The organism is Streptosporangium sp. G12 (assembly GCF_052983175.1).
In genome coordinates, this window is sequence record NZ_JBRIQO010000033.1 from 1 (window position 1) to 12009 (window position 12009).

A 12009-nucleotide genomic window follows, 5' to 3' on the forward strand; every position below is an offset into this window, starting at 1 on the left:
CAGGCCAAGAAGGACGCCCTGGAGAAGGTCGGCGTCCGCGTCGGCAGGACCCCGAGCGAGACCGCCCGCCTGATGCGCGAGGTCGTCAAGTCGCTCTAGCGCACGGCCCCGGGAACGGGAGAACGCGGCGGCGCATCGCCCCGGAGCACGCTCCGGGGCGATGCGCCGCCGCGGTTTCTCACCGGTGATCGTCCGATGGCCCGATCGTCCGATGGCCGTACGTCCCTCTCCGGGGAGGGGACGCGAGCGGTTCCCGTGCCGGCGCGGCCCGGATACCACAGGGGACTCCTGTCACACGGTGCGCGACACGCGGGCGCGGGAGTCCCTTCCGCACCGAAGATCCTGAGACCATCGACTACTGTGACGGCCCTTTTCGATCAGCTACGGACGGCTCCCCGCAACGTCCTCAGCCGTATCCCCCTGCCCGGCCTCACGGGTGACGACGACGACGTCCGCCGGCCGCTTCCCGTCTCCGGGATGCTCGCCGCCGCGTGGACCCTCGGCGTGGGGCTGGCGGTGCTCACCACGCTCACCCTGGTCGGCTGGATCGCCGCTCCCCGCGGTGCGCTCGGCGCGGGCCTGCCCGCGGTGTTCCGCACCGCGTCGCAGCTCTGGCTGGCCGCGCACCACGCGGGCTTCGCGATACCCGGCGGCTCGGTGGGCCTGCTCCCGCTCGGTCTGACGGTCCTGCCCGCCTTCCTGCTGTACCGCGCCGGGATGTGGATGGCCCGCGACGCGGACCTGCGGCTCCGGCTGCCCGCCCGGCTGCCCAAGAACACCCCGAAGGAGGTGTCCAACGCCCGCCGCAGGGCGCAGCTGGTCCTGATCGCGCAGGCGGGCATCTCGCTGGCGGCGCCGTACGCGCTGCTGGCCGGGCTGATCGCGCTGGTCACCAGGAACGAGATCACCCAGCCCTTCCTCGGCGACGTGCTGGTCAGCCATCTGGCGCTGGCCTTCATCGCGGGCTCCGTGGCCGTCGCCAGGACGATCGGGCCCTGGCGGTCGATGCTGCGCCTGCTGCCCGAACGGCTGCGCTCGGTCGTGGTCGGGACGTCCGCCGCACTGGCGATCATGCTCATGGCGGGTGCCGTCATGGTGCTCGGGGCCGTCGTGGTCAACTTCGGGCAGGTCCGGGAGCTGTCCGGGATCCTGGCGCCGGGGTTCGTCGGCGGGATGCTGCTCCTGCTGGTCCAGGGGCTCTACCTGCTCAACGCCGTCATCTGGGGGCTGGCCTACATCGCGGGTCCGGGTTTCGCGGTCGGCACCGGCACGCTGGTCGCGCCGACGGGCGTGCAGCTGGGTACGGTGCCGAGCCTGCCGATCCTGGGCGCGCTGCCCGAGGCGGGCCCGACCCCGGCCTGGGTGATGATCGTGATCGCGGTGCCGTTCGTGGCCGGGGCCGTGGCGGGCATCCTGGTCGTCCGGATCTCGCCCTCCTCCTCGTACGAGGGGGCGCCGCTGTGGGGGTTCGTCTGCGGGCTGGCGACCGGGGCGGCGGCGGGCCTGCTCGCGGCGCTCTCCGGCGGCTCGCTCGGCGGCGCGCGGCTGTCCGCGCTGGGCCCCGCGGGGTGGGAGGTGATGCTCTCGGTGACCCTGGAGGTGGGTGTCGCGGCGGGGATCGCCGCCGGGCTGGCCAACTGGTGGCTGATCTTCCGTGGACACAACACGGCCGTCACCAAGGCGGCGGCCAAGGTCGGCACGGCCACCGCGCCGGTGCGCAAGGCGGGCGTCAAGATCGCCAAGGCAGCGGCCTCGGCGGCCGGCAAGGTCGGCTTCGCCGAGCCGGAGGAGCTCCAGAAGCTCCCCGGCTACTGGCTGGACGCCACGGAGTGCGACACCCAGCCGATCCCGGTCATCAGGGACGACTGGGAGGACGAGCACGCCTCGGCCGCGGCGGAGAGCTCGCAAAAGGCCCGCCGCCCCGACCCGCCGCGCACGCCCCGGCGTGACATCGTCGACGAGACCGACGACAAGGGCGGTCACGTCATCTACGTCGATCCTTACGCCTGGGACCGCGACTGAGAACCGGGCGTCCACGTTCCGCCACACCCCGGCCGGGGACCGCGGCCGCTCGGGACAGGGCCGCCTGAGGTCGTGGTCGCCCAGGACGGTGACCGCCCGGGACCGGTGATCTCCCCGGACCGTGACCGCCCGGGGCCGTGACCGGAAATTCGGCCGTTCCTGGAAACCCTTCGCACGGAGCCGGGCGTATGGACGGGTATGAGACCTAAGACGGCCGGGTGAGCGGTCACGAGGGGTTCACCGAGTTCGTCGCGGCGCGGGGAGCGAGCCTGTTCAGGATCGCCCACCTCACCTGCGGGTCCCGCGACGAGGCCGAGGACGTCCTGCAGAGCGCCCTGGAGAAGGCCTACCGCAGCTGGGGCCGCCTGCACGCGGGGAGTGATCCCGAACCCTACGTGCGCCGCATCATCGTCAACACCGCGATCAGCCGCGCCCGCCGTCGCGCGATCCTGCGGATCTTCCTGACCGGCTCGCCCCCGGAGACTCCGGCGCCCGACTCCCTGAGCGGCGTCGAGCTTCGTCAGGTCCTGATCGCCGGTCTCCGGAGCCTGCCGCCACACCAGCGCGCCGTACTGGTCCTGCGCTTCTTCGAGGACCTGACCGAAGCCCAGACCGCCGAGGTCCTCCGCTGCTCGATCGGGGCGGTCAAGAGCCAGTCGTCCAAGGGGCTGGCCCGTTTGCGCGCCCTGATCGGCGCCGATCTTCACGAGGAGGAGTTTCCCCATGCCGAACGTTGAGCACGAACTCCGGCTGGCCATGGTCGAGGAGACCTCCGCGCTCGGCGCGCCTCCCGGCCTCGCCCACCGGGTCGTACAGGGCGCGAGACGGGACAGGAGGGCTCGTACGACGGCGGTTGCCCTGGTCGCCGCGGCCGTGCTGGCGGCGGCCGTACCCGGATACCTGGCCGTGACGGACCGGAGCGGCGTCGCCTCCCCCACCCGGACGGTGGGCGTGGACGGTGTCAAGGTCGGTCACCTGCCCCCGGGGCTCGGCACCCCCGTACTCGAGAGAGCCGACGCCGGAGGTCTCCGCGGCACCGCTGCGACCTGGGGGTCGGGGGACGACCTCGTCCGCGTCACGGTCTACCGGGACCCGGCCTTCCACTCCGGGGGGGCCGAGCGCGTGCTCGGCGGGATCAGGGGCACGCCCGAGACACTGCCGGGGGTCCTCGCCGCGAAGGTGCGCGGACGCGGGGCGTTCACCCGGGCCGAGGGGGACGACCTGGTCTGGGAGGAGCGACCCGGTCTGGTCCTGCGTGTCACGGTGGGCGCCCGGCACCGGGACGACCTGCGGAGGATCGCCGGCGGTCTCATCCCCAAGGATCCGACCGGCGGAGTCTTCCAGGAACTGCGCGTCACCTACGTTCCTCCCGGCCTGTACCTGAAAACCCCCTTCTCCGTGGTCGACCAGACCGGGTGGGCCGAGCTCGGGTGGGGCGGGGACGACGGCGCCTCGGTCCGGCTCCTGGCGGTGCGCGGGGTGAGCGCCGCGGACGCGGAGGCGTTGCTCACCTGGGCCAGGACCCGTCAGAGCCTGTACGCCGTCACCCCGGAGAAGGTCCGCGGCAAACCGGGGTACCGGGCCGCCGGGGGCGCGGGGGGCGCCTCGCGGACGCGGATGCGCCTGTGGCTGGAGCGGCCCGGTCTCGGATACGTCGTGGCGGTGAACCAGGGCCTCGCGGCCACGCTGGACAGGATCGTGAAGGGTCTCGTTCCCACCGAGCCGCCGTCCACCTCCGGCAACGCGGTCGACCACGTCGCCGTCGCCTACCTGCCTCCCGGCCTGCGGCGGGTCGCCGGGGAGACGACGCGGCTCGGCAAGGGCTGGAGCGCGAAGGCCGGACGGTGGTCGGACGGCTCGCGCGACGTCGAGGTCACCGTGGTACGCGGCGCGGTCCTCCACGGCAGCCGGTGGGAGGACGAGTTCCTGCGCGGGGAGAAGCGGGAGTCCGCACGCACGAGAAGGCCGCCCATGGGCATACGGACCACCGATCCTGACGGTCGCCGGGGGATCTTCTTCGAGAGCCCGGAGGTCGCCGTCCATGTCAAGGCCGATCCCGCCCTGGCCGGCGAACTGGACAGGATCGCCGCGAAGATCCGCGTCCCGCCCCCGTCCTACAGGCCGTAGCTCCTACGAGCCGTAGGTCTCACAGGCACCGATCGAGGAGGCAGGACCCGCCCGCGCTCTCCCAGGAGTGCGGGCGGCATCGCCACCGGCGGCAGGTCAGGGCGGGAAGAGGCGGGAAGGGGCAGGTCAGGGCGGGAAGGGGAACTGCACCTGGCCCGGCTGGAGGAAGGGCATCTTCTGCTCCATGGCCCGTTCGAGCTGCTCCACGCACTCGTTCTGCGACGCTATGGTGCCCGCGCCCCTGCCGCACTCGGCGTAGGCGGCCAGCTCGTCACCGAAGTAGAACTGCAGCGCCGTCACCGCGATCGAGATCAGCAACGCCCCGGCCGACAGCACGACGCCCACCACGGCGGTGCCGGCCGGCTTGGGGATGGCACGGAGCGTCCGGATCGCGCGAATCGAGGTGATGAGGGCGAAGATCGCCATGACGATTCCCGCGAGGGGGAGCACCAGCGTCATCACCGCCGCGGCGACCGCGAGCCACAGCGCCCTCCGACCGGCGTTCTCAGCAGGCCGGACCTCGACCGGTAGTGTCACCTGACCTCCTTGCGTTGTTCGTACGGACAGGCCGATACCCTTGCAGCGGCGTGAGTCCCCGTCCGAATGGAGTGCGTCGGTGTCATCCCAGGCCGTTCGGCTTGTGGTTCTCGTGTCCGGTTCTGGAACCAACCTACAGGCCCTGCTGGACGCTGTGGCAGACGAAACCTACGGTGCCCGGATCGTGGCCGTGGGTGCCGACCGCGCCGGTGTCGAGGGCCTGGTGCGCGCGCAGCGCGCGGGGGTGCCGACCTTCGTGGAGAGGCTCGCCGACCACCCCACCCGCGAGGAGTGGGACGACAGGCTCGCCGCCCGCATCGCCGAGTACCGGCCGGATCTCGTGGTCTGCGCGGGGTTCATGAAGATCCTCGGCGCGCCGACGCTGGAGGCCTTCCCGGTCCTCAACACCCACCCCGCCCTGCTGCCCTCCTTCCCCGGCGCGCACGGCGTCCGCGACGCGCTCTCGTACGGCGTGCGCGTCACCGGCTGCACCGTGATGCTCGCCGACGCGGGTGTCGACACCGGGCCGATCATCGCCCAGGAGACCGTGCCCGTGCTGGACGGCGACGACGAGGCGGCCCTGCACGAGCGCATCAAGACCGTCGAGCGTCACCTGCTCGTCGACACCGTCGGCCGGATGGCCCGCGAGGGCTGGACCGTGACCGGCAGGACTTTCCGATTCGGACGCCCCGGTGGATGAGCCGGGCGCCTCGGAGAAAACCGGAACCAACCAGGAGGAGCACGAAGTGACCCGCATCGCCATCCGGCGCGCGTTGATCGCGGTGTATGACAAGAGCGGGCTGGAGGAACTGGCCCGCGGGCTCGACGCCGCGGGCGTGGAGATCGTCTCTACCGGGGGCACCGCCGCGAAGATCGCCTCCTTCGGCGTCCCCGTCACTCCTGTCGAGTCGCTGACCGGCTTTCCCGAGTGTCTCGACGGCCGGGTCAAGACGCTGCACCCGCGCGTGCACGCCGGGCTGCTGGCCGACAGCGGCAACCCGTCCCACGTCAAGCAGCTCGAAGAGCTGGAGATCGAGCAGTTCGAGCTGGTGGTGGTCAACCTCTACCCGTTCCAGGAGACCGTGGCCTCCGGCGCCTCCGACGCCGAGTGCGTGGAGCAGATCGACATCGGCGGCCCCGCCATGATCCGGGCCGGTGCCAAGAACCACGGCACCGCCGCGGTCGTGGTCGACCCCGCCTCCTACGGCGACGTGCTCGCCGCGGTCGCCGCGGGCGGCTTCACCCTCGTCGAGCGCCGCCGCCTGGCCGCCGCCGCGTACGCCCACACCGCCTCGTACGACACCGCGGTGGCCTCCTGGTTCGCGAACGTCTACGCCGCCGAGGACGGCGCGTGGCCGCGTTACATGGGCGCGGCCTGGGAGCTCCGGTCTCCGCTGCGCTACGGCGAGAACCCGCACCAGGGCGCCGCCCTGTACTCGGGGCAGAAGGACGGTCTGGCCAACGCCGAGCAGCTGCACGGCAAGGAGATGTCCTACAACAACTACCTCGACGCCGACGCCGCCTGGCGGGCCGCCTGGGACTTCGACGGGCCCGCCGTTGCGATCATCAAGCACCAGAACCCGTGCGGCATCGCGGTCGGCGCCGACGTCGCCGAGGCGCACCGCAAGGCACACGCCTGCGACCCCGTCTCGGCGTACGGCGGGGTGATCGCGGTCAACGCGGAGGTGACCGGGGAGCTGGCCCGGCAGATCGCCGAGGTGTTCACCGAGGTCGTGGTGGCCCCCTCCTTCACGGAGGAGGCGCTGGAGGTGCTCACCGCCAAGAAGAACATCCGGCTGCTGTCCTGCCCCGCGGGGCCGTCCAACCCGGCGGAGTTCCGCCGGATCGACGGCGGCCTGCTGGTGCAGATCGCCGACCGGGTCGACGCCCCGGGCGACGACCCGTCCGCCTGGGAGCTGAAGGCCGGGCCCGCCGCCTCCGCCGAGGTCCTCGCCGACCTCGCCTTCGCCTGGAAGGCGTGCCGCTCGGTGAAGTCCAACGCGATCCTGCTGGCCTCGGACGGCGCGAGCGTGGGCGTCGGCATGGGTCAGGTCAACCGGGTCGACTCGGCGCGGCTCGCGGTCTCCCGGGCGGGCGAGCGCGCTTCGGGGGCCGTGGCGGCCTCCGACGCGTTCTTCCCCTTCGCCGACGGCCCGCAGATCCTCATCGACGCGGGAGTGAGGGCGATCGTGGAGCCGGGCGGTTCGATCCGGGACGAGGAGGTCGTCGCGGCGGCCGAGGCGGCCGGGGTGACCCTCTACTTCACCGGCACCCGTCACTTCTTCCACTGACCCGTTCCCGGTGTGCGGCCGCCGCACGGCTGTGGCGGCCGCACACAGGAGATAGGAAAGTGGCGGATTAGACAGGACTCCCTGGATGAAAAAGGTTTGACCTGCGGTTAGTCTGAAGCATCCCTTTCGTCCCAGTCGTGGAGCTCCCTTATGCCCCTGCTCGACCACGCCCTGTACGCCTTCGTGATCATGCATGGTTTCTGGATCAGCCCCTGGATGATGATCATCATCGCGCTCGGCGCGGCCTACCTCAGCGGGCGGGCCATGGAGTGGATTCCCTTCACCCGCAGGATCATCGAGCGAAGGGAAGCGAGGGAGGCGGAGCGCGGCTGATCCCGGCGGACCCGCCGCTCCCGCCGATCCCGTGAGAGGGTTGTCCGCATGAGCGCGCGGATTCTCGACGGCAAGGCCACGGCGGCGAAGATCAAGGCGGACCTCACGGCGCGGGTGGCCGCGCTGAGGGAGCGGGGCGTCGTCCCCGGGCTCGGCACCGTCCTGGTGGGCGGTGATCCCGGCAGCCAGATCTACGTGGCCGGCAAGCACCGCGACTGCGCGGAGGTGGGCATCTCCTCCATCCGCAGGGACCTGCCGGAAAGTGCCACCCAGGCCGACGTCGAGGCGGTCGTCGACGAGCTCGACGCCTCCGCCGAGTGCACCGGCTACATCGTCCAGCTCCCGCTGCCCCGCCACCTCGACACGCAGGCGCTGATCGAGCGGATGGACCCGGCGAAGGACGCCGACGGTCTCCACCCGGTCAACCTGGGCCGCCTGGTCCACATGGTCGACGCTCCGCTGCCCTGCACGCCGTACGGCATCGTCGTGCTCCTGCAGGCGTACGGGGTGCCGATCAAGGGGGCCGAGGTCGTCGTGGTCGGCCGCGGCATCACCGTGGGGCGCTCGCTCGGCCTGCTGCTGACCCGCCGCTCGGAGAACGCCACCGTCACCCTCTGCCACACCGGCACCCAGGACCTCGCGGCCCACACCCGGCGCGCCGACATCGTCGTCGCCGCGGCCGGGGTGCCGCACCTGATCACCGCGGACATGGTGAAGCCGGGCGCCGCCGTGCTCGACGTCGGCGTCTCCCGGGTCGACGGGAAGATCGCCGGTGACGTGGCCCCGGGCGTCGAGGACGTCGCGGGCTTCCTCACCCCCAACCCCGGCGGCGTGGGCCCGATGACCCGGGCCATGCTGCTCACCAACGTGGTCGAGGCCGCCGAACGGCGCGCCCGCGAGCGGGGCTGATCCCACTCGCGGGGGCCGCGGTTCTCTACGAGGCCCTGCGGTTCGCGGTGGTGGACGACGCCGTCTGGGGCTCCGGGGAACCGGCCGCGCGCTGCGGTGGCACCACCGGGGTGGGCCTGACCAGCCCCAGGGCGACGACCTCGTTCGCCAGCCTGGTGCGCCGGTTGGTCCCCTCGGGAATGCGGAACTTCTGGTAGAGGCGCAGGAGGTGCTGCTTGACAGCCGCCTCCGTCACCACCAGATCGTCGGCTATCTCCCTGGCCGTGGCCGGTGCGACGAACGCCTCGTCCGACAGCGCCGGACGGCACAGCGACGTCAGGACATCAACCTCCCGCCTGGTCAGCTCCGGTGCCGCGGCGCGGCGGAGCTCGACCTCCGGTGCGAAGTCCTCGCGTGGCACTCCGCCGATCCTGCCTCGTGCCGCGCCGAAGGACACCACGTCGCCGTCGTCAAGCACCCTCCGGGCGATCGGCCGGCCGTTGACCCGAGTGCCGTTGCGGGACAGGCCCAGGTCAACGACGTACAGGTAGGGTCCGCGCCGGACGAATTCCGCGTGCAGCCGGGAAACACTCGGATCGGTGAGCCGGATGTCCACTCCCCGGCCACGTCCGATCGTCGTGATCTCGGGGCGCAACGGGACCACCTCGCCAGTGTCCTCGATGCGTATGAACGGCCCCTCCACGGCAGTTCCTCCCCAGGTAGCCCGCCGTAACTATTCCTACAGCTCCGGCTTACCCAAACGAGGTGATGGGGAATCGCCTTTGCCAGAAGGAGAATCCTTCGTGAAATTGGTCTGTACCTCTCGGGAGGGTTTCCGCTGCTCACAGGTAGACTTCGGACACAGATAAGCGGAGGAAACACTTATGGCGGACAAGCCCACCAAAGGTCTCGCCGATGTCGTAGCCGCGTCCACAGCGCTCAGTGACATCGACGGTCAGGCCGGTCGCCTCTTCTATCGTGGCTACGACATCCACGATCTGGCCGGCCGTACCACCTTCGAAGAGACCGCCCACCTGCTCCAGTGCGGCACCCTCCCCACGCGGGAGCAACTGCTGACGTACGGTGAGGAACTGGTCCGAGGGCGCACGCTCGGCACGCTCGCCGAGGCCAACATCCAGGAGATCGCGGAGAAGCAGGCCCCCATGGAGGCGCTGCGCACGCTGGTCTCGCTGGCCGGAGGCGACGATCCGGACAAGGGCACCAACGCCCCCGAGGCGAACCTGCGCAAGGCCGCCAGGCTGACCGCGCAGCAGCCGATCCTCGTGGCCCGCTACCACGCGGCCAGGACCGGGGCCTCCGTGCCCGATCCGGACCCCGAGCTGAGCGTGGCGGCGAACTTCCTGCTCCAGATCACCGGCCGTACCCCCGGTGAGCGCGAGGTCGAGATCTTCGACGCCTGCCTGGTCCTGCACGCCGACCACACGATGAACGCCTCCACGTTCGCCGCCCGCGTCTGTGCCGCGACCCTGTCCGACATGCACTCGGCGGTCGTGGCGGCGATCGGCACCCTCAAGGGCCCCCTGCACGGCGGTGCCAACGAGCAGGTCATGCGCACCCTGGAGTCGCTCGACGCGGGTTCCGTCGCCCAGGCCGTACGGGACAAACTCTCCGCGGGAGAGAAGATCATGGGCTTCGGGCACCGCGTCTACAAGACCGAGGACCCGCGCGCCACGCACCTGCGCAGGATGTCGCAGGAACTCGGCGAGGCCTCCGGCGACGACACGTACTACCGGATGTCCAAGGAGATGGAGGAGGTCGTCTTCGAGACGAAGGGCCTCTACCCGAACGTCGACTTCTACGCGGCGACCGTCTACCACTATCTCGGCATCCCGACGGACCTGTTCACTCCCGTCTTCTCCGTCAGCCGCATGTCAGGATGGACCGCACACGTCATCGAGCAGCACGCCGACAACCGGCTGATCCGCCCGGACAGCGAGTACATCGGCGAGCGCGACCAGAAGTGGAAGCCGATCTCCGAGCGATGAGCCGACGTCAGGGGCGAGAGCGGGTGGTGGGCCGGTGAACGCGCGAGCGGCCGAGGCGAACAGGGAACGTTGGGGGGCCTACCCCCTGGTGGTGGGCGGCGCGCTCGTCGCGCTGATCCTCGCCGTGCTGCTGGGCCTGCCCTACTGGGGCGGAATCGCGATGGGCGCCGTCATGATGCTGGGGGCGCTCGCCCGGCTGGCCGGGGGCGGGCGGCTCGCCGTCCGCCGCAAGGCCACCGACGTCGTCACGCTGGGAGGCCTCGGCGTCGTGCTGACGGTGGCCGGGATCATCCTCGAGTTCAAGGACCACATACCGATGTGAGTTCAAGGACCACATACCGATGTGGCGGGTCGGATGACCGGGTGCGCCGCGAGGTGGTCGACCACGTCCGATAGCCTCAACGGCCAGTGAGCCTCAAAAAGGACTGTCTGGCCAATTTAGTTCAGAAGGGGAACCACACGCATGCCCAAGATCAAGGTAGAGGGCCCCGTCGTCGAGCTTGACGGCGACGAGATGACCCGGATCATCTGGCAGTTCATCAAGGACCAGCTGATCCTTCCCTACCTCGACGTCGACCTGAAGTACTACGACCTCGGGATCGAGCACCGCGACGCCACCGACGACCAGGTGACGATCGACGCCGCGAACGCGATCAAGCAGTACGGCGTCGGCGTCAAGTGCGCCACGATCACCCCTGACGAGGCTCGGGTGGAGGAGTTCGGCCTCAAGAAGATGTGGAAGTCCCCGAACGGGACCATCCGTAACATCCTCGGCGGTGTCATCTTCCGCGAGCCGATCATCATGTCCAACGTGCCGAGGCTCGTCCCCGGCTGGACCAAGCCGATCATCATCGGCCGTCACGCGTTCGGCGACCAGTACCGCGCCACCGACCTGAAGATCCCCGGCGAGGGCAGCCTGACCCTCACCTACACCCCCAAGGACGGCTCGGAGCCGATCGAGCTCGACGTCTACGACTTCCCCGGCCCCGGCATCGCGCTGGCGATGTACAACCTGGACGACTCGATCCGCGACTTCGCCCGCGCCTCCATGCGGTACGGCCTGTCGCGCGGCTATCCGGTCTACCTCTCCACGAAGAACACGATCCTGAAGGCCTACGACGGCCGCTTCAAGGACATCTTCGCGGAGGTCTTCGAGACCGAGTTCAAGGCCGACTTCGACGCCGCCGGGATCACCTACGAGCACCGTCTCATCGACGACATGGTCGCCGCGGCGCTCAAGTGGGAGGGCGGATACGTCTGGGCCGCCAAGAACTACGACGGCGACGTCCAGTCCGACACCGTCGCGCAGGGTTTCGGCTCGCTCGGCCTGATGACCTCGGTCCTGCTCACCCCCGACGGCCGGACCGTCGAGGCCGAGGCCGCCCACGGCACGGTGACCCGCCACTACCGCGAGCACCAGAAGGGCAACCCCACCTCCACGAACCCGATCGCCTCGATCTTCGCGTGGACCCGGGGCCTGCAGCACCGCGGCAAGCTCGACAACACCCCCGCGCTGATCGACTTCGCCGACAAGCTGGAGCAGGTCTGCGTCGAGACCGTCGAGGGCGGCCAGATGACCAAGGACCTCGCCCTGCTGGTCGGCGGCGACGCCGAGTGGCTGACCACCCAGGACTTCCTGGCGGCCCTGGACGAGAACCTGAAGAAGAAGATGAGCCTGTAAGCCTGTCCGTCGAATCCGGCCTCCGCCCGCACGTGCCGTGCCAGGCGGAGGCTGTTTCTTCGTTCCGTGACGCGCCGGGGCGCGGTGAAAGCCGGTGACCTGAGCGAACGGGCAGGATGGCGGC

General features: G+C 70.7%; 12 protein-coding genes and 1 pseudogene. 11 read left to right on the forward strand and 2 right to left on the reverse strand.

Annotation, left to right across the window (positions count from 1 at the left end; translation table 11 throughout):
• The 4 genes and pseudogenes from ACVCAG_RS38345 to ACVCAG_RS38360 form a co-directional block, all read left to right on the forward strand.
• Window positions 1-99, forward strand: a pseudogene (locus tag ACVCAG_RS38345) (succinate--CoA ligase subunit alpha); the annotation flags it as partial.
• 261 nt (window positions 100-360) lie between these two features.
• A complete protein-coding gene (locus ACVCAG_RS38350; protein ID WP_440087892.1) occupies window positions 361-2022 on the forward strand; it encodes a cell division protein PerM in 1662 nt (553 codons plus the stop codon).
• Window positions 2023-2240: 218 nt separating this feature from the next.
• Window positions 2241-2759: a SigE family RNA polymerase sigma factor gene (locus ACVCAG_RS38355; RefSeq protein WP_440087893.1), complete on the forward strand. Its 519-nt coding sequence runs from the start codon at window positions 2241-2243 to the stop codon at window positions 2757-2759.
• A complete protein-coding gene (locus tag ACVCAG_RS38360) occupies window positions 2746-4149 on the forward strand; it encodes a hypothetical protein (RefSeq protein WP_440087894.1) in 1404 nt (467 codons plus the stop codon). Before ACVCAG_RS38355 ends, ACVCAG_RS38360 begins: the two co-directional genes overlap by 14 nt.
• 126 nt (window positions 4150-4275) lie before the next feature.
• Here ACVCAG_RS38360 and ACVCAG_RS38365 read toward each other — a convergent pair whose 3' ends face one another.
• Complete coding sequence (locus ACVCAG_RS38365) at window positions 4276-4686, reverse strand: hypothetical protein (RefSeq protein ID WP_440087895.1); 411 nt, start codon at window positions 4684-4686, stop codon at window positions 4276-4278.
• Between the two features lie 79 nt (window positions 4687-4765).
• Here ACVCAG_RS38365 and purN point away from each other — a divergent pair, with 79 nt between their 5' ends.
• The 4 genes from purN (at window position 4766) to ACVCAG_RS38385 (ending at window position 8219) form a co-directional block, all read left to right on the forward strand.
• Window positions 4766-5386 carry a phosphoribosylglycinamide formyltransferase gene (gene purN, locus ACVCAG_RS38370; RefSeq protein WP_440087896.1) on the forward strand — a complete coding sequence of 207 codons (621 nt, stop codon included), beginning with the start codon at window positions 4766-4768 and terminating at the stop codon, window positions 5384-5386.
• Window positions 5387-5432: 46 nt separating this feature from the next.
• Window positions 5433-6977: a bifunctional phosphoribosylaminoimidazolecarboxamide formyltransferase/IMP cyclohydrolase gene (purH, locus tag ACVCAG_RS38375; RefSeq protein WP_440087897.1), complete on the forward strand. Its 1545-nt coding sequence runs from the start codon at window positions 5433-5435 to the stop codon at window positions 6975-6977.
• Window positions 6978-7127: 150 nt separating this feature from the next.
• The gene (locus tag ACVCAG_RS38380; RefSeq protein ID WP_362678706.1) at window positions 7128-7310 is read left to right on the forward strand and encodes a hypothetical protein; all 183 of its coding nucleotides are present in this window, start codon (window positions 7128-7130) and stop codon (window positions 7308-7310) included.
• 48 nt (window positions 7311-7358) lie between these two features.
• Window positions 7359-8219 (forward strand): bifunctional methylenetetrahydrofolate dehydrogenase/methenyltetrahydrofolate cyclohydrolase, encoded by an 861-nt coding sequence (locus tag ACVCAG_RS38385; protein ID WP_440087898.1) that lies wholly within the window; start codon window positions 7359-7361, stop codon window positions 8217-8219.
• Window positions 8220-8244: 25 nt separating this feature from the next.
• Here ACVCAG_RS38385 and ACVCAG_RS38390 read toward each other — a convergent pair whose 3' ends face one another.
• Complete coding sequence (locus ACVCAG_RS38390) at window positions 8245-8901, reverse strand: FHA domain-containing protein (protein ID WP_344749230.1); 657 nt, start codon at window positions 8899-8901, stop codon at window positions 8245-8247.
• Window positions 8902-9082: 181 nt separating this feature from the next.
• On the opposite strand from ACVCAG_RS38390, the gene ACVCAG_RS38395 reads away from it, so the two are divergent.
• The 3 genes from ACVCAG_RS38395 (at window position 9083) to ACVCAG_RS38405 (ending at window position 11885) form a co-directional block, all read left to right on the forward strand.
• Complete coding sequence (locus ACVCAG_RS38395; protein WP_440087899.1) at window positions 9083-10204, forward strand: citrate/2-methylcitrate synthase; 1122 nt, start codon at window positions 9083-9085, stop codon at window positions 10202-10204.
• A 34-nt stretch (window positions 10205-10238) separates the two neighbouring features.
• Complete coding sequence (locus ACVCAG_RS38400; protein ID WP_440087900.1) at window positions 10239-10526, forward strand: hypothetical protein; 288 nt, start codon at window positions 10239-10241, stop codon at window positions 10524-10526.
• 141 nt (window positions 10527-10667) lie between these two features.
• Entirely contained in the window at window positions 10668-11885 is a 1218-nt protein-coding gene (locus ACVCAG_RS38405) for an NADP-dependent isocitrate dehydrogenase (protein ID WP_440087901.1), read from the forward strand.
• The last annotated feature ends 124 nt before the right edge of the window (window positions 11886-12009 follow it).